A 17,628-nucleotide genomic window follows, 5' to 3' on the forward strand; every position below is an offset into this window, starting at 1 on the left:
TTCGTGTTCGACGCGGCGCCCGCTCAGCGCGTGCAGCTACTTCGTGACCGAGACTTCGTGGGTCGTGCTCACGGTGGTGCCCGCGGCGTTGATGAACTCGACCGTGTAGGCGTACTGCCCCGGCGCCTTGCCCTCGACCTGCAGCGTCGCCTTCTGGGCGGCGGGGCTCGCAGCGGTGAGCTCGCCGCTGCCGACCTCGACCCCGTTCTCGAGGAAGCGGTAGGCGGTGGCGTTCGTGCCCCACCAGAGGTTCGCGGTGACGGTGTAGGTGCCGTCGCCGTCCCAGTTGTCGGAGGAGAGGGACGGAGCGCCGGGGGAGGCGTTCGTCACGGTCACCGTGAGCGACTCCGTAGCGGTCGTTCCCTTCGAATTCACCAGCTCGCCGGTGAAGACGTAGGTTCCGTTCGCCAGGCCGGCGATGTCGACGACGGCTGACTGTGCCGCAGGCGAGTTCGTGCTGAGCGGTGTCGTGCTGACCAGCTGGCCGTCCTGGTAGAGCCTGAAGCTGGAGCCGTTCTCGCCCCACCACAGGTTCATCGTCAGCTGGAACTCGCCGTCACGGAGACCGGTGTTCCAGCCGTCGTTGGAGGAGAGCACTCCCTTTCCCGGTGCCGTCGTCGCGCCGTCGTCCGTTGGGGCTTCCGGCAGCGTCACGGGTGTGGTCGCCGCCGAGCGGGGGCTCTCTCCGGAGGCGTTGATGCCGGTCACCTCGTAGGAGTGGGTCGAACCTGGAGCGAGTCCGGTGACGGTGCAGCTTGTCTCGGTCGCTTCACACACCGGTTCCGATTCCCCTGCCTCGTAGACGCGGTAGCCCGCGAAGCCCGCACCGGTGTTGGCGAGGTCGTCCCAGGAGACGGCGATGGAGGTGTCGCTCTCCTGCGTCGCGACGGCGTTCTGCGGAGTTCCCGGCAGCGTCTCATCGGCGACGGCCAGCCAGGAGATGACCGGCTTCTCGCCGCCCGCGCCCTCGTTGGTCACGAGGTAGTCGACCGTAGCCGCCTCCGAGAGCGTGAAGGTCAGGCTGGCGGAGAGCTTGGGCGTTGAGCCGGAGAGGGGGATGCTTCCCTTCGCGAGTTCCGTGCCGTTGACCGACACGGTCTGATACATGGTTCTGCTGAGGTTCCACCACTCGGTGAAGCCGCCGGTCAGCGTGTAGGTGCCCGCCTCGAGAGGAAGCCGGTAGCTCAGTTTGGTGGTGTCCTGGTAGAGCCCCGTCGAGTACTTGTCCTTGATATCGGTCCCGGTCTTCAGCTTCATGCCGTCGGAGATGTGTCCCCATTGCGTGGCGGATGTGGAGACCTGGTCGACCTTGTCGTTTCGCAATCCGTCGACGGCAGCTGACACCGCTGCGTACTGGGGCGAGGCGGCGCCGTCCGTTCCGGCGTCGATGAAGTACACCAGCCCGGGTGGCACGATCTCGAACTGCGCGACGACCGGTGCGTCACTTTCGTCGAGGCGTCCGTTGGCCGTGATCGTCTCGTATTCGGTGCGTGGCTGTTCGTGGGCTGCGGGCTCCCACGTGACGGCACGCTCGGTGTCGGCGACCTTCACCGTGCTCGGGAGCGGATCGTCGGTGTCGAGCACACCCTGCACGCCGAGGTCGCGGGGCAGTGTCTGCACGTAGACGAGCGCGAGTCGTGCGTTGTAGCCGCTCGTTCCGTTGGTGCCGAACTCCAGCTCGACGACGGCTTCCTCATCGAGGGTGAGCGTCTGCGCGATCGGCGTCGCCGACCCTGTCGAGGTCGCCGTCTTCGAGACGGTCTCGCCGTTTGCCGTGAGCTTCGCGGAGAGGTTCGTCGTGAGTCCCGCACGGGGCGCCTGAACCCCGACGACGTTGTAGGAACCGGCGGGGAGGGTCAGGTGGTAGGTGACCGGCTTGTTGAAATCGGCGCCGATGTAGGAGGAACCCCAGTCCTGGGCTGTTCCGCTCGCGAGCGTGGTCGCTGCGGTCGAGTACCCCCACGTGCTGCCCGCGGCGGTGCCGTCCCACTTCTGGTCGGCGGTCTCGTTGCGGAGCTCAGGCGAGACGCCTGCCGCGGCCGCATGGGCGGAGCCTGCTCCCGAACCACTCGCGCCGGAGTCGATGAAGTAGTCGAGATCGGCGGGCACGACGAGCACCGTCGCCGAGAAGCGCTGGTAGACGCCGGCTGCGGTCTTCTCCGAGGTTCGACCGCTGGCGGCGAAGCTCGCAAGCTCGCCGGTGGTCGTGGCGCTGGCGTTCGACGCGGCTGTCCAGATGACGTCTTCTTCGGTGCCCGAGAGGACGAGCGTGCCGGGCAGGGCACGTTCGGTGGTCGTGATGGCCACGGAGCCGAGGTCCGTCACGTCGGCGCTCACATCCTTGGGTGTGAGCGCATCTGCCGCGGAGGCGAGACGCCGTTCGAGCGCTGTCGCGCCTTCGACGTCGAGTCCGTACCCGACCGGGTCGGCGATCGCGGTCTGCGCGGCCGTCCGTGCGGCAGCGAACGGAGCCCACGACTGGGGTCCGTAGTCTGCCTCGACGAGCTGCGCGACGGCGGAGACGGCCTCGGTGAGCGCTCCCGTGTCGACGCGCGCGGAGTCGGCGACTGCACTGATCGTGGCGACCGAGTCGACGTTGAGTGCGCTGTCGTTGGCGGTCCTGATGACCACCGTGTGGGCGCCGTTCTCGAGCCCGCGGAGCGTGAAGGTCGTTCGGGCGCTGCCCGCGCTCCAGGTTGGAGCTGCGAGCGCGACGGGGATCCCGTCCACCTCGACATCGAGCGTCGCGGTGCCGGGGTTGGAGCCGATGATGTCCAAGCCCGTTCCGGTGAAGGAGTAGCTCAGTGCGGCTCCCTTGGCCGTGCTCTTGGACGCGGTTCGCTGCCACTCGAACATGCCCTGTCCGTTGACGTGGCTCCAGCTGGCGTCGAACTCGAGAACCGGGGTCGACGTGTTCGACCAGCTGCTCTGGTGCATCCCGTCGATGATCTGCGTGTAGTAGGGCGTGTATCCGGGCAGCGTCTGGATCCGCAGGTTGTCGAACTGCACGAAGTTGAAGCTGGACCCGAGTTGGATGCGCCCCGCGGACTGCGGCGCCGCATCCGTGTGCGACGCGACCTGCACGCCGTTGATCGAGGCCGTGTAGGTGTCGCCTGCGACGGTCACGGCGATGCTGTTCCAGACGCCGGCACCAGCATTGAACGCGACTTCCGCGTTGCCTGCCACGGTGCCGCTCGCGAGCGTCGTGCCGTAGCGGCTGAAGGTCCACGCGCCGGTGGGCTCGACCTTGAGCTCGGCTGCCGAGACGTTCTGCCCGTTCGCCGTGCCGCCCTGCTCTCTGGCGCCGATGGTCGCGTACTGCGCTCCCTCTGCCTCGAAGAGCACGTCGGTCGAGACGGTGTAGTTCGCCCACCGGGCGTCACCGATCGTCGTCTTGGGGTCGCCGCTGTTCCACGCGCCGCCGGCCATGCCAGGGCCCACCTGCTGCCTGAGCACGCGGCCATGGGTCGCATCGGCTGTGGCAACCGACTCGAATGCGCCGTTGGTGTCGTTGGTGTAGCGCGGGGTCACGCCCTGGTCTTCTGGCTGCAGTGCTGGCGTTCCGCTCGGCTTCTGCTTGGCACCGCGGCTGTCCAGGAACGACGCTCCGGAGTCGACCAGCGATCCGGTGGCCGGGTCATAGCCGCTGATGTTGCCCGCGCCGGCGTACTCGAAGTCGTCGGCGTACAGGACCTCGTCATCGGTGACACCGTTCTGGGTGCCGGTCGGGTCGGTGTCGAGAACGTCGCGGCCGCCGTCCTGGTCGGTGTATTCGGGGGACGTCGGCAGCGAGCTGGCGTAGCCGTCCCTGGGTGTGAGGGTGCCGTCGGCGGCCGCCGTCGCCTGGTCGAGGGTGGTGAGGGTCAGCGACGACCAGGGCTTCACCTCGACGGTGTAGAGCCCGTCTCCGTCCGGCGAGATCTCGCCGATCGGGGTGAGGTAGTTGTCGTTGTAGGCCTGGCCGTCATCCGCGGCGCGCGTCTCCCAGAGCTCAGCCGTACGGTCCGCACCGAGCTCCATGTCCTTTGCCGTGATGCGGTACGTCTTCGTGAAGCTGCTGTCGTTGATGATGACGGTCGAGAAGTCGCTGGCGTCGGGTGCCGCCAGAGTCGTGAAGGATGCGCCGCCGAGACGGGCGCCGCTCGGCGGATTGCCCTTCCCCAGCTCGCTGTCCGATGCCTGAGGGATCGCCCGCCAGATTCCCGCGGTGTTGTCGTCGTTCTCCCAGCCGAGCTTCGCGAACTTGGTGAACTGCTCGATCATCGCCAGGCCACCGTCGTAGTACAGCCAGCCGGACCATGGGTCGCGTGCGCTCACGAGCTCCTTGGAGGAGTACTGGAACCCGTCGTAGAACGAGCCGATCGCGGGCTGGAAGATGTTGAGGGTGCGTCGGGACTCGTCGAAGCCGGTCGTGACCCAGTTGCCCATCTCGAGGGCGCTGTTCGGGCCGCCGAATTCGGTGCCCGTTCCGCCCCGCTCGTCGCTGTTGGTGTTGTTCGGTCGGTCGGCAGAGTTGGAGAACGTGGACTGGCCCTCCGAGTTCCAGACCTCCTTGTCCAGCTCCTCGGCGACCTTCTTGAGGTTGCCGGCGTTGTCGTCGGCGCTCGAGTAGTGGAAGCCCACGATGTCGACGGCGTCACGCAGCGAGGAGTCGCTCGGGGATGTCATCTGGTTGCCGAAGGACACCGGTGGAGTCCCGACCGTGTCGGCGGCGACCGTCTCGATGGATCGGTAGAGGTCCCGTTCCTGATCCGAGGCGAAGCCGCTGTTCGGGTCGCCCGCACTCGCGCTCTCGTAGCCCTTGTCGTCGCCGCGGAGCCAGCCGGAGAAGTCCTTGTAGAGCTGGACCTCGGGGTTGCTCGTCTCGTTGGCGTCTGGGTTGATGGAGTCGACCATGATGCCGTATTCGCGGTACGCGGCGAGCACGGTGTTCTTGAACCAGATGTACTGGGCGGCGTGCGTGGTGGCCCAGGCTGGTCGATTCCAGCGCAGGATGCTGACGTGCACATCGCCGTGTGCGACGAGCTGCGCGTCGGCCGCGAGCTGGAAGCCTGGCTCGCGCTGCACGTTCGGGTACTCGTCACGAGAGCGCATCGTGGCTGCGTTCGGCCCGGTGGAGGTGTTGCGGTCGTTGCCCATCTCGATCTTGATGGTGTTCATGATCGGGCGGTCGCCCCCGAACAGCGTCTCGATCAGCTCCCAGTACTTCTCCGGATGCTGCGCCTTGTAGTCGAGGAGCAGAGCGCTCGTCGAGTTGGCGGTGAGCACGCCGAAGCCCTTGAACGTGAGGCCGTTCACGTTCTCTGCGGCAGCAGCGACGTCTGCGCCGTCCACGGTCACCGAGACAGGATCCGATCCCGCCGCTTGGGCTGACGTGGGGGCGACGAGAACCGGTGCGATCATCGCCACCGCCGTGGCCGCGATGAATGCCAGACTCATCCGCCGCCTGCGGACCCTGCTCGTGCTCGTGACTCGACCGAGCCGATGGTCCTGAGGCATGTGCGCTCTCCGTTCTGTGCGCTGTCCGCGCGGGCTCGTTCGTTGAGTGCGCGGCGGGCACGACTGTGTGCTTCCGAGCTGATCTTGGAGCGGGGTCGACAAAAAGGCCAGCAAAACGAACAGAACCGTTCAAGCTCGACGCGATGCGAACATGTCTGTACGCTCGGATCCGTGGACGACATCCCGCCGTTCGGTCTCCTGCGTCGAGAGCGGATCCTCAACGAGCTGCGGCGGGCAGGGTCCGTCCGCGTCGCCGCGCTCGCGCGGCAGCTCGAGGTGTCCGAGCTCACGATCCGCCGCGACATCACGCACCTCTCCGATCGCGGTCTCCTCACCCGAGTCCACGGCGGCGCGACGCTGCGGAGTCGCCTGGATACCTCGGTGCCGTCGGTCGCCGCACAGGCGACCGCGATTCGCTTCAGGGTCGGCATGGTCACCCCGTCACTGAGCTACTACTGGCCGCAGGTGATCGTCGGCGCACGGGCCGCGGCCACTGACCTCGGCGTGCAGCTCGTGCTCAGGGGTGCCAGCTACTCCGTCGATGATCAGCGCAGGCAGATCTCCTCCCTCGTCGAATCGGGCGGCCTGCACGGCATCATCGCCGCGCCGGAGACGGGCGGTGCGGACGGACGGGCGCTGCTGCACTGGCTGGAGTCCCTCCCGGTGCCGGTCGTTCTCGCTGAGCGCCAGGCCTCCTCCGTCGCCGCGCTCACGAGCCTCGAATGGGTCACCACGGACCACGTCTTCGGCGGTTCCCTCGCCGCCGACCATCTCGCATCGCTCGGGCACCGCCGGGTCGGCATCCTCACCTCGACCGGCTCCCCGACCTCCGCGCAGCTCCGGCAGGGATGGAGCGGTGCTGTCAAGGAGCTCGGCCTCGAATCGGTGGTGGACGTCGACGCGAACCTCGACGACATGGATGGGCAGTCGAGGGAGGCGTTCATCGCTCGAGTGCTCGACGATTGTCGCCGGGCATCTGCGACGGCCCTGCTCATCCACTCCGACCCTCAAGCGGTGCTCGTGCAGCAGTACGCCCGCGATCACGGCTGGTCGATCCCCGACGACCTTGCCGTCATCGCCTACGACGACGAGGTGGCGCAGAATGCCGAGCCGCCCATCACGGCGCTGCGCCCTCCCAAGCAGCACATCGGGCGGCTGGCCGTCGAGACGATGGTGTCGCGCCTCGAGGAAGGGCCCCGTCGACCGGTGCAGCGCACGCGTGTCCTCCCCGTGCTGCACGCGCGGAGTTCGACCGGGGCGCTCTCCTGATCGTCAGCCGCGCATCCCCATCGCCCGTTCGTGGTCGATGAGCGCCTGTCGGACAGCGATGTCGTCGGCGTGCCCCGCGAGCTTGCCGCTGGCGCGGACGATGCGGTGCACGGGCACGAAGAGGCCCACGAGGCAGGCGCCGCACGCGCTCGCGGCGGCGCGGGCGGCGCGCGGATGCCCGGCGATGGTCGCGACGTCGCCGTAACTCGCGAGGGTGCCGGGTTCGACGAGCCTGGCCGCCCTCCACATGGCGCGGCGCAGCTCGGTGCCGTCCTGGTGGACGTCGATGGCCTCGAGGAGCGACGGGTCGCCGTCATCGAAGGCTCGGACGGCGGCGAGTGCGGCGTCGGCTTCATCGAGCTCCTGCGTCTCGAGGAGCTCGGATCGGCGGCCGAAGACCGCGTAGGCGAGCGAGTTCGGGCTCCCGAATCCTGAGGCGCGCACGGCCCCCGACGACCCGGCCTTGATGATCGAGAACCGCTCGCCGAGCAGCTCGACGCTGCCGACGCGGAGTCCGGCGGCGTCAAGTGGGCTCTCTCCGGGTGCTTCTGGCATGACAGGAACTCTGCCACGTCGAGAGAAGTCCTGGTCAGAGGCGGTGCGGAGGCGTCGAAATTGCGCTGGGAGTTGGCTGAGTCACCCAGCTCGGGGTGGCAATGGCGGGCGCCGGAACTTAAACTTGAGCCATATCGACTCAACTTTTCATCCATCAGAGTCGGAAGCAACTTTGACGAAGGAGCCCCATGGCAAACATGCAAGGCGCTCAGGCACCAGACGAAGAGGCCAAGAGCGCACTCGAACAGTACGGAATCAACCTCACCGACATCGCCCGCTCGGGCAAGCTCGACCCGGTCATCGGCCGCGACACGGAGATCCGACGCGTCAGCCAGGTGCTGACCCGGCGCACCAAGAACAACCCAGTGCTCATCGGCGAGCCCGGCGTCGGGAAGACCTCGGTCGTCGAGGGCCTCGCCCAGCGCATCGTCGCCGGCGACGTCGCCGAATCCCTCAAGGACAAGGAGCTCGTCAGCCTCGACATGTCGGCGCTCATCGCGGGCGCCAAGTACCGAGGCGACTTCGAGGAGCGGCTCAAGGCCGTCCTCAAGGAGATCACCGAATCCGACGGGCGCATCATCACGTTCATCGACGAGCTCCACACCCTCATGGGTGCTGGCGGCGGAGAGTCGAGCATCTCGGCAGCGAACATGCTCAAGCCGATGCTCGCTCGTGGCGAGCTGCGCCTCATCGGCGCGACAACACTCGACGAGTACCGCCAGTTCATCGAATCGGATGCGGCACTCGAGCGACGCTTCCAGCAGGTGTTCGTCGGCGAGCCCAGCGTCGAGGACTCGATCGCGATCCTCCGCGGCCTGAAAGAACGGTACGAAGCGCACCACAAGGTGTCGATCGCCGACCAGGCGCTCGTCGCCGCAGCCGCGCTCTCGAACCGCTACATCACGGGCCGCAAGCTGCCGGACAAGGCGATCGACCTCATCGACGAGGCGGCCTCGCGCCTGCGGATGGAGATCGACTCCTCGCCGGTGGAGGTCGACACCCTCCAGCGACAGGTCGACCGTCTCCGCCTCGAGGAGCTCGCGCTCAAGAAGGAGCACGACGACGCCTCCCGGCAGCGACTCGCCACACTCCGCGCCGACCTCGACACGAAGAACGCGCGCCTCGGCGAGCTGAAGGAGCGCTGGAGCATCGAGCGGGCGTCCCTCAACCGAATCGGCGAGCTCCGAGAGGAACTCGACAACATCCGCGTGCGCGCCGACCGCGCGCAGCGCGAGGGCAACCTCGAGCTCGCCTCACGGCTGCTCTACGGGGAGCTCCCCGGCATCCAGAAGCAGCTGCACGAGGCTGAGGCCACGGAAGGCGGCGGGCCCAAGCTCGTCAACGACCACGTCACAGCCGAAGACATCGCGGGGGTGGTGGCCGCATGGACCGGCATCCCCGTCGGCAGGCTGCTGCAGGGCGAGATGGAGAAGCTCCTCCACCTCGAGGCCGAACTCGGCAAGCGACTCGTCGGGCAGCAGAAGGCGGCGGCGACGGTCGCGGATGCGATCCGCCGCACGCGCGCGGGCATCGCAGACCCCGACCGCCCCACGGGGTCCTTCCTCTTCCTTGGCCCCACCGGAGTCGGGAAGACGGAGCTCGCGCGAGCGCTCGCCGAGCTGCTCTTCGACGATGAGAAAGCCATGATCCGCATCGACATGTCCGAGTACGGGGAGAAGCACTCCGTCGCCCGGCTCGTCGGCGCCCCTCCCGGGTACGTCGGCTATGAACAGGGCGGGCAGCTCACCGAGGCCGTCAGGCGCAGGCCGTACTCGGTTGTGCTGTTCGACGAGGTCGAGAAAGCGCATCCCGAGGTCTTCGACATCCTCTTGCAGGTGCTCGACGACGGGCGTCTCACCGACGGCCAGGGGCGCACGGTCGACTTCCGCAACGTCATCCTGATCCTCACCTCGAACCTCGGCTCGCAGTACCTCATCGATCCGCTCCTCACCCCTGAGGACCGGGAGGAGAGCGTCATGGCGGCCGTCCGACACTCGTTCAAGCCGGAGTTCGTGAACCGACTCGACGACATCGTCGTGTTCAGCGCCCTCTCGCAGGATGAGCTGGCGCAGATCGTGGCGCTGTACATCGACCGGCTCCAGCGCAGGCTCGGCGAGCGTCGCCTCACGATCAAGGTCGACGACGACGCCAGGGCCTGGCTTGCCGAGCGCGGGTACGACCCCATTTACGGGGCCAGGCCGCTGCGCCGACTCATGCAGCGCGAGATCGACGACCGCCTCGCGAGGGCACTCCTTGCGGGCACGGTCCGCGACGGCGACACGATCTCCGTCGTCGTGGCGAGCGACGGCGAGTCCCTGAACGTGCAGTCCACGACGCCGCACGCCGCGGCCATCGAGTAGGGCGCTTGGCGCTTGGCGTCGGGCGTCGAGCGTCGGGCGCCGGGTGTCGGCGCTGGCCTCAGTGTCAGTGTCAGAAGAGTGAGCCAGATGCAGGTTCCAGCCCGCTGGAGCCTGCATCTGGCTCACTCTTCTGCGCCCGGGGAGCGGCGCGGAGCGGCGGGGAACGCCGGGGTGAGACGGGAGGGAGGCGGAGCCGGGAGGTCTCTGGTGGGTAACTCGGGCGCGTCGCTCGCCGCGCGCATCCGCAACCACGCTTATCTTGAGCGGCATGGAGCACCTGCGCTGGATACTGCCACTCATCGCCGCGCCTGTCGTCGCCGTGCTCGGCATCGTCGGCGTCATCGCCCTGTCGGTGCGCCGACTCACGTCCACGCCCGTCGCGAGCGAAGACGTCATGGTGCTGTTCGGACGTGACGCCTACCAGTTCTTCCTCGGCACGCTCGTGCCGTTTGTCCTCCTCGCGTTCATCGTCGGCCTCATCGCCTACGCCGTCTACGCCGTCGGGACGACATTCGGGTGGATCGCGCTCCGCGAGACGCCGCTCTTCAAGACCTGGACACTGCCACTGCTCTTCTCGCCGGCCATCGCCGTCGTCGTGTTTTTCGTCGTCGCCTTCATGCCGTTCGTGGCTGGGCCGAGCGAGGCGCTCGTGCCCGTCGTGAGTGCGCTCGGCGCCTTCATCGTCTGCCTCGCGATCGCGGGCGCACTGTGGTTCCGCGAGACTCTCGGCGCCCGCGCCAGCAAGCGCGTCGTCGCCGACGCGCCCGCGACGGGCGAGGTGAGCGTCACCGCCTGATCCTCGTCCTCGAATCCGGACTCGGGTGCTGCTTTCCCTTTTGCTACCGAGTGGGGAGAGCTGACCTGGCCGAACGTCGGTGGGCGGCCGTACGTTGACAGGATGCGGACGAAACGGGGCTCACAGGTAGGTCGCTTCATCTGGCTCGGGCTGCTCGTCGCCCTGGTCGGATTCGGACTCGGTGCGGCACCCCGATTGCTCGAACGGCTCCACGCGGCGCCGTCGGCAGACGGGCTCGCGTTCAGTTTCGCCACGCTCGCGTACTTCCTGCTCCTCCCCGCCGCGCTGCTGGCCCTGGTGATCCTGTCGACGTACGTCGTCCGAGTCGACCTCCTGCACGCCGTCGAGCGACGCTGGGCAGCGCGGAAGCACGGCGATGGCGCCGACGCCGAGCGGTGGAAGCGGCGAGGGCGCTGGCTCGTGCCGCTGCTCGTCCTCGGGGCCGTGTTCGCGCTCGTCGCGGCCATCGTCGCCCCGGTGCTCTCCGGGGTTGATGGAGCTCCCTCGTCCGACGACGAGGTCGGCCGCTCCTTCACGGGACTCGGCTTCTCACTGCTCTTCTGGGCGTGCATGCTCTTCGCGGTCCTCCTCCTCTTCGGCCTTGGCCGCGCGGCGCTCCGAGGGGTCGCCGAGAATAGCCGCGAGAGCAGGCACCGCCGCGGCAAGTACACGAGCCGAGAGCGCGAGCAGCTCGACGCGCAGCGCTACTCCCACGACCGCCTCACGGCTGCGCTTCGCTTCCGAGATGAGCTGCTCGAGCAACGCATCCCGCAGACCGTCGATGTATGGGACTTCCGCGCTTCGCCCAACGAGGTGTTCTTCCAGGATGCGCCAGCGACCTACGCCCGCTACTACGGGCGAGACGTCAGCTACTCCACCACCTCCGGCTTCTTCTTCGGCAGCCCGGCCTTCGTCGCGGCGGGGCTTGCCGTGAACGCGCTCGGCAACGCATCCGCCCGGTCGAGTGCTGAGCGAGAGGCCGCAGAGCAGTGGCGAGAGTGGCAGACGGCGAGGGTCCTGGTCTCGAACCAGCGACTGATCTGCTTCGCGGGCGGACGGTGGCTGTCGTTCTGGTATTCGGGGGTCGTCGCGAGCTACCCGTCGTTGCGTGAGCGGTCGCTGGTGCTGCAGTTCGAGGGGGCGGAGCCCTTGATGCTCGTCGGCGATCACGTGCCGGTCGCGATCATGATGGCGACGTACTCGATGCACGGGGCCCGAGGACTCGCGGGGCATCCCGACCTCGTGGCCGCCGCGGAGGCTCTCCAGCCCGCGCCCGGGTCGGACTGACGCGGAACCCCTCGCGCCCGCAGCGCAACGCGCAGCGCGCAGCGCGCGACCCGAGGCGACCTGGACGTCGAAAGCTGACTTGTGGTCGTCAACCGCGAGGGTTGACGACCACAAGTCAGCTCTGGGGCTCGCCCCGTGCGGCGCCCGGGTTGGAGTCGCGCGGATTTCGTAGGTGTTGGAGCGCGGCGTGCAGCGTGCTGCTCGAGGCTCGAGGCTCGAGGCTCGAGGCCCGAGACTCGAGGCGCGGGGTGACCTGCAAGTCGAAAGTGGACTTGTGGTCGTCAATCGCGAGGGTTGACGACCATAAGTCAGCTCTGGGGCTCGCCCGTGCGGCGCCGGGGTTGGAGTCGCGCGGATTCCGTGGGTGCTGGAGCGCGGCGTGCAGCGTGGTGCCCGAGGCCCGAGGCTCGAGGTGCGGGGTGACCTGGACGTCGAAAGTGGACTTGTGGTCGTCAATCGCGAGGGTTGACGACCATAAGTCAGCTCTGGGGCTCGCCCGTGCGGCGCCGGGGTTGGAGTCGCGCGGATTCCGTAGGTGTTGGAGCGCGGCGTGCAGCGTGGTGCCCGAGGCCCGAGGCTCGAGGTGCGGGGTGACCTGGACGTCGAAAGTGGACTTGTGGTCGTCAAGCGTGAGGGTTGACGACCATAAGTCAGCTCTGGGGCTCGCCCGTGCGGCGCCGGGGTTGGAGTCGCGCGGATTCCGTAGGTGTTGGAGCGCGGCGTGCAGCGTGGTGCCCGAGGCGAGGCCCGAGGCCCGAGGCGAGGCGAGACTCGAGGCGCGGGGTGACCTGCAAGTCGAAAGTGGACTTGTGGTCGTCGAGCGTGAGGGTTGACGACCACAAGTCAGCTTTGGGGCTCGCCCCGTTCGGGGCCCGGCAGCGGTCGGTCTACTCGTCGAAGATGATGACCTGTCGCACGGCCTGCCCGTCGGCGAGCTTGTCGAGCGAGTCATTGATCTCCGACAGCCGGATGCGTCCCGAGATGAGCTCCTCGACGGGCAGCTTCCCATCGCGCCAGAGCTGCGCGTAGACGGGAATATCGCGAGCCGGGACTGCCGATCCCAGGTAGGAGCCCACGATGGTCCGGGCCTCTCCGGTGAGCCCGAGCGGAGCGATCGATGAGCGCGCATCCGGCGAGGGGAGTCCGACCGTGACCGTCGTGCCGCCGACGCCGGTAGCGGCGACTGCGGTCTCGAAGGCGCGAGGATGACCAGCCGCCTCGATGACGATCGGGGCCTTGACGCCGTTCTCGGCGAGTTCCGCTGGCGTATAGACCTCGCTCGCGCCAAGCTCCAGGGCCCGGGTGAGCTTCTCGGGGTTCGCGTCCACGCCGATGACCTTGCCCTTCTCCAGCGAGACGGCAGTGAGGAGCGCCGCCATCCCGACGCCGCCCAGGCCGACGATCATCACGGTGTCGCCGTCCTGCGGCTTGCCCGCGTTGATGACCGCGCCGCCACCAGTGAGCACCGCGCAGCCCAGCACGGCGGCGATCTCCGGCGGCACGTCGTGCCCGATGGGCACCACCGACTGACGGTTGAGCACCGCATGCGTCGCGAATCCGGAGACGCCGACGTGGTGGAAGATGTCCTTCCCGTCGCGGTGCAGCCGGAAATGCTCGCCGACCAGGTAGCCGGCGTTGTTGGCGACGCTGCCGGGGGTGCACGGCAGCTTCCCGTCGGTCTTGCAGTTGTCGCACTCACCGCAGCGGGGGAGGAAGACCGTCGTCACCTGCTCGCCGATCTCGAGGTCGGTGACGTTCGAACCCACCTTCTCCACGATCCCCGAAGCCTCATGGCCGAGCAGCATGGGCGTCGGTCGTACCCGGTTCCCGTCGACGACGGACAGGTCGGAGTGGCAGAGACCTGCCGCCCTGATGCGGATCAGGACCTCGTCGGGTCCCGGATCATCGAGTTCCAGCTCGACGACCTTCAACGGCTTCGACTCCGAGTACGGCCGCGGCAGGCCGATCTCCTCGAGGACTGCTCCCTGGATGTTCATGCTGACTCCTTCGTCGATACATGCGGTGGATGCTGCGGCCCGGGGTGGGCTCGGTTCAGTACGATTTCGGCAGCCCGAGCACCTTCGTGGCGACGAAGCTGCGGACCAGGTTGTTGTTGATGGGGGCGACGGAGAACATCCGCGTCTCCCGGAACTTGCGTTCGACGTCGTATTCGTCGACGAATCCGTAGCCTCCGTGCGTGTCGAGGCACATGTTGGCGGCCGCCCAGGACGCTTCGGAGCTGAGCAGCTTCGCCATGTTCGCCTCAGCGCCGGCGGGCTCACCCGCATCGAACCGTGCGGTCGCCTCGTCCCGCATGAGCTCGGCAGCGCGAACCTTCATGTAGGCGTCGGCGATGGGGAACTGGACGCCCTGGTTGGTGCCGATGGCGCGTCCGAACACGTGGCGGGCCTTGGCGTAGGAGACGGCGCGCTCGATGAACCAGTAGCCGTCGCCGATGGCTTCGGAGGCGAGCAGGATGCGCTCGGCGTTCCAGCCGTCGAGCACGTGCCGGAAGCCGTTCCCGACTCGCCCGATGACCGCGTCGGCGGGCACGCGGACGCTTCGGTAGGTCACCTGGTTGGTGGCGTAGTTAAACATGGTGCGCACGGGGGTGACGAGCAGGGCGTCCGGCTGCTGTGCGCGGATCTCGCGAAGGTCGAGCAGGAACAGCGTGAGGCCGTCCGTGGTCCCCTTCGGGGTCTCGGAGGTCCGCGTGAGCACGAGTGCGAGGTCGGACTCCTCGAACCGGCTTGTCCAGGTCTTGTGGCCGTCGATCACGTAGCTGTCGCCGTCGGGGGTCGCGGTGGTCGTGATGGCGAGGGTGTCCGAGCCGGCGTCCTCGGTGATCGAGAATGCCTGGAGGCGGATGCTGCCGTCTGCGATGCCGGGGAGGTAGCGGTCTTTCTGGGCGTCGGTGCCGTGCCGCAGCAGTGCGGCCATCGTGTACATCTGCGCGTGGCAGGCGGCGGAGTGTCCTCCGGAGCGGTTGATCGCCTCCATGACGCCCGTGGCGGCGTCGATGCCGTAGCCGCCACCGCCGTACTCGCGCGGGATCATGACGGAGAGCAGGCCGGCGGCTCCCATGGCGTCGACGAATTCCTGCGGATAGCGGCGCTCGCGGTCGGTCTCACGCCAGTAGGCGTCGTCGAATTCGTCGCAGACCGCTTCAGTGCGCGCACGCAAGGCTGTTCTGTCGTCGCTGGCAGTCCGGCTTGTCACAGCGGCTCTCCTTCGGTCAGGGGCGGCACTCGCGGCAGGGCGACGGGCCGTCAAATATTTTTAGGATGATCGCCAACATAGCAAGGCTGAGAGCGAGCTACAAGGTATTGACCCCTTGAATATATTCGCTTACGGTAATCGGGAAGCGCTCCTCACGCTCGCCACCCAGAGCCCGAGCGCCTTCCCCCGCTGGGCCAATCAAAGGAGATGGCACGTGACGAACGACATCAAGCTCCACATCCTGGAGTCAGGAACCATGGAAGCCGACCTCACCTGGCTGCTGCTCAAGCCAGGCAGGGTCATCAAGACCCGCGACCACCGACACGACGAACGCGCATGGGGTCAGGTGCCGACGCACGCCGTGCTCATCGACCACCCGGACGGGCGCATCCTCTGGGACACCGGCGTCCCACGCAACTGGGCCGAGCACTGGGCCCCGACCGGCTTCGACGAGTTCTTCCCCGTCATCGACGACCCGCAGGCAGACACCGGCTACCTCGACTCCAGCCTCAAGCAGCTCGAGCTCACCCCAGACGACATCGACATCCTCGTGCTCTCGCACCTGCACTTCGACCATGCTGCCAACGCCAAGATGTTCGACAACGGCAAGACCCGCATCGTCACGAGCCAGGCCGAGCTCGACGGAGTCGCCACCATCACCGGGTACAACCAGGGCGCGCACATCCCCGACGACTTCAAGGGCCTCAACATCGGCGGCATCGCCGGTGACGACGAGATCCTGCCGGGCGTCAGCGTCATCCAGACGCCGGGCCACACGTGGGGAACCATGTCGCTCAAGGTCGACCTGCCCAACGACGGCACGAAGATCTTCACCTCAGACGCCGTCTACCTCGCCGACTCCTGGGGGCCGCCTGCGGTCGGCGCGGCCATCGTGTGGAACAACCTCGCCTGGCTGGAGTCGGTCGAGAAGCTCCGCCGCATCGCTCAGGAGACCGACGCCCAGGTGATCTTCGGCCACGATGAAGAGCAGAAGAAGGAGCTCACCTTCGCGCCGAACGGGTTCTACTCATGATCCTCTACGACTTCCGCTGCCAGGAAGGCCATCGCTTCGAGGCTGGCATCGAGTCGATGCTGGCCGACAACCCCGCATGCCCCGGATGCGGGACGGCGACCAGCCGTGTCCCCTCCGCGGTGCGGATCGGGGGCGCCGCCGACGCAGGACCCAGCCGCGCCGAGATGCCGCACAGCTGGCATGGCATCGATCGCGGCCGCCCTGAAGCGGTCGCCCACTGGCGCTCCAAGATCGAGAAGCGCGAGAAGCTCGAGGCCAAGTACCCGGAGCTCGCCGGCGACCGTCGTCCGATCCTCGCCCACGAGGGGATCTTCCAGGGGCGCCCGCTGCGTGCGGGCGACGACATCAGCGCGTCGGTCGCCTCCGCGACGGCCGCCGCAGCTCGGGCATCGGAATCGCAGACCTCGACGTCGAGCACAACCACCAGGAGAGGGACCGGAGCATGACCGCGACAGATTCCACGCACACCCAGACCGATGCGCAGCAGGCGTATGGCACGACGACGATCCTCGACGACATCGACCGCACCGCGTCTCGGTCCTACGAGGTGCCTTCCCCCGTTCCAGGCGGGGTCGTGCTGTCCATGATCCGCGCCAACGTGTGCGGTTCCGACGTGCACATCCTGCACGGCAGCCACCCCCTGGTTCGACCCGGCTGCGTCATGGGACACGAGGGCGTCGGCCGTGTCGCGGCCCTCGGAGACGGCGTCACGACCGACTTCGCGGGAGCCCCGCTCGCCGTGGGAGATCGAGTCGTCGCCACGTACTTCCAGGCCTGCCGCCGCTGTCCCGAATGCAACAACGGGCACGGCAACATCTGCCGAAACGCCTACACGGGATGGTCGAAGCAGGCCGACGAAGCCCCGCACTTCTTCGGCACGTTCGGCACGCACTACGCGGTGGGCCCGAACCAGGCCGTGTACAAGGTGCCGGACGGCGTCACCTCGAAGGCGGCCTCCTCGGCCAACTGCGCCCTGTCGCAGGTCTACTACGGGTGCCTCCTCGGGGAGGTCTCCTACGGAGACAAGGTCGTCATCTTCGGCGCAGGCGGGCTCGGCGTCTGCGCCTCCGCCGTCGCCTCGGTGCTGGGGGCGGAGGTCTACGTGGCGGAGATGACGCCGAGTCGGCTCGAGAAGGTCAAGGACTTCGGCGCCCACCACACGATCGATCTCTCGCAGGCTGCTGACGGCGCGGCACGCGTGCAGCTCGTCCGCGACGCGACGGGCGGGGGCGGTGACGTCGTGATCGACCTCACCGGCGTGCCGTCCGCGTTCTCGGAGTCGGTGCGGTCGGCGAGATCCGGCGGCATCGTCGTCGAGATCGGCAACATCTCTCCGAACAAGTACACGGACTTCGACCCTGGCCTCTTCACCCGGACCGGTGTGCAGATCCGCGCCGCCATCCGCTACCCGCTCGAGGTGCTCGGCAAGGCCGTGCGCTTCATCGAGGCGACGCCGCAGTTCCCGTGGGAGTCGCTCGTGGACGCCGACTACACCCTCGACCAGGTGCCAGAGGCCCTCGCTGCCGCAGAGTCGCGGCAGGTGACCCGCGCGGGCATCGTCATCGACGACTGATCACCGGCGACACCACGTCGACATCCGCCGACGACGA

11 protein-coding genes are annotated in these 17,628 nt (G+C 67.9%); 7 read left to right on the plus strand and 4 right to left on the minus strand.

The features are described from left to right. Window positions 1-36: 36 nt before the first annotated feature. Window positions 37-5,439 carry a fibronectin type III domain-containing protein gene (locus GV007_RS15040; protein ID WP_160073816.1) on the minus strand — a complete coding sequence of 1,801 codons (5,403 nt, stop codon included), beginning with the start codon at window positions 5,437-5,439 and terminating at the stop codon, window positions 37-39. Between the two features lie 231 nt (window positions 5,440-5,670). Between GV007_RS15040 and GV007_RS15045 the strand changes: the two genes are divergently transcribed. Beyond that, window positions 5,671-6,768 (plus strand): substrate-binding domain-containing protein, encoded by a 1,098-nt coding sequence (locus GV007_RS15045; RefSeq protein WP_236558527.1) that lies wholly within the window; start codon window positions 5,671-5,673, stop codon window positions 6,766-6,768. A 3-nt stretch (window positions 6,769-6,771) separates the two neighbouring features. On the opposite strand, the gene GV007_RS15050 is transcribed toward GV007_RS15045, so the two are convergent. Further along, entirely contained in the window at window positions 6,772-7,323 is a 552-nt protein-coding gene (locus tag GV007_RS15050) for a methylated-DNA--[protein]-cysteine S-methyltransferase (protein WP_160073820.1), read from the minus strand. Window positions 7,324-7,511: 188 nt separating this feature from the next. Between GV007_RS15050 and GV007_RS15055 the strand changes: the two genes are divergently transcribed. From GV007_RS15055 to GV007_RS15065, 3 genes are all read left to right on the plus strand, one after another. Continuing rightward, complete coding sequence (locus GV007_RS15055) at window positions 7,512-9,683, plus strand: ATP-dependent Clp protease ATP-binding subunit (RefSeq protein WP_160073822.1); 2,172 nt, start codon at window positions 7,512-7,514, stop codon at window positions 9,681-9,683. A 268-nt stretch (window positions 9,684-9,951) separates the two neighbouring features. Then, window positions 9,952-10,479 carry a hypothetical protein gene (locus GV007_RS15060; RefSeq protein ID WP_160073824.1) on the plus strand — a complete coding sequence of 176 codons (528 nt, stop codon included), beginning with the start codon at window positions 9,952-9,954 and terminating at the stop codon, window positions 10,477-10,479. Window positions 10,480-10,581: 102 nt separating this feature from the next. Further along, on the plus strand, window positions 10,582-11,766 hold the full coding sequence (locus tag GV007_RS15065; RefSeq protein WP_160073826.1) for a hypothetical protein: 1,185 nt from the start codon (window positions 10,582-10,584) through the stop codon (window positions 11,764-11,766). A gap of 887 nt (window positions 11,767-12,653) precedes the next feature. Here GV007_RS15065 and GV007_RS15070 read toward each other — a convergent pair. Continuing rightward, window positions 12,654-13,763 carry an alcohol dehydrogenase catalytic domain-containing protein gene (locus GV007_RS15070; protein ID WP_104239745.1) on the minus strand — a complete coding sequence of 370 codons (1,110 nt, stop codon included), beginning with the start codon at window positions 13,761-13,763 and terminating at the stop codon, window positions 12,654-12,656. A gap of 55 nt (window positions 13,764-13,818) precedes the next feature. Next, complete coding sequence (locus GV007_RS15075; protein WP_160073828.1) at window positions 13,819-14,985, minus strand: acyl-CoA dehydrogenase family protein; 1,167 nt, start codon at window positions 14,983-14,985, stop codon at window positions 13,819-13,821. A 214-nt stretch (window positions 14,986-15,199) separates the two neighbouring features. On the opposite strand from GV007_RS15075, the gene GV007_RS15080 reads away from it, so the two are divergent. The 3 genes from GV007_RS15080 to GV007_RS15090 are packed head-to-tail and all read left to right on the plus strand — an operon-like array spanning window position 15,200 to window position 17,591. Continuing rightward, window positions 15,200-16,018 carry an N-acyl homoserine lactonase family protein gene (locus tag GV007_RS15080; RefSeq protein WP_104330076.1) on the plus strand — a complete coding sequence of 273 codons (819 nt, stop codon included), beginning with the start codon at window positions 15,200-15,202 and terminating at the stop codon, window positions 16,016-16,018. Then, entirely contained in the window at window positions 16,015-16,464 is a 450-nt protein-coding gene (locus GV007_RS15085) for a zinc ribbon domain-containing protein (protein ID WP_160073830.1), read from the plus strand. The genes GV007_RS15080 and GV007_RS15085 overlap by 4 nt, the downstream gene beginning before the upstream one ends. Next, complete coding sequence (locus GV007_RS15090) at window positions 16,461-17,591, plus strand: zinc-binding dehydrogenase (RefSeq protein WP_160073832.1); 1,131 nt, start codon at window positions 16,461-16,463, stop codon at window positions 17,589-17,591. The genes GV007_RS15085 and GV007_RS15090 overlap by 4 nt, the downstream gene beginning before the upstream one ends. The last annotated feature ends 37 nt before the right edge of the window (window positions 17,592-17,628 follow it).

Source organism: Pseudoclavibacter sp. 8L (genome assembly GCF_902506465.1).
Taxonomy (GTDB): Bacteria; Actinomycetota; Actinomycetes; order Actinomycetales; family Microbacteriaceae; genus Pseudoclavibacter.

Excerpts from the sequence above, each read along its gene's own strand:
- GV007_RS15085 (WP_160073830.1), top strand. The coding sequence starts at position 16,015 with ATGATCCTCTACGACTTCCGCTGCCAGGAAGGCCATCGCTTCGAGGCT.
- GV007_RS15050 (WP_160073820.1), bottom strand. The coding sequence starts at position 7,323 with ATGCCAGAAGCACCCGGAGAGAGCCCACTTGACGCCGCCGGACTCCGC.
- GV007_RS15055 (WP_160073822.1), top strand. The coding sequence starts at position 7,512 with ATGGCAAACATGCAAGGCGCTCAGGCACCAGACGAAGAGGCCAAGAGC.
- GV007_RS15065 (WP_160073826.1), top strand. The coding sequence starts at position 10,582 with ATGCGGACGAAACGGGGCTCACAGGTAGGTCGCTTCATCTGGCTCGGG.
- GV007_RS15060 (WP_160073824.1), top strand. The coding sequence starts at position 9,952 with ATGGAGCACCTGCGCTGGATACTGCCACTCATCGCCGCGCCTGTCGTC.
- GV007_RS15070 (WP_104239745.1), bottom strand. The coding sequence starts at position 13,763 with ATGAACATCCAGGGAGCAGTCCTCGAGGAGATCGGCCTGCCGCGGCCG.
- GV007_RS15040 (WP_160073816.1), bottom strand. The coding sequence starts at position 5,439 with ATGAGTCTGGCATTCATCGCGGCCACGGCGGTGGCGATGATCGCACCG.
- GV007_RS15090 (WP_160073832.1), top strand. The coding sequence starts at position 16,461 with ATGACCGCGACAGATTCCACGCACACCCAGACCGATGCGCAGCAGGCG.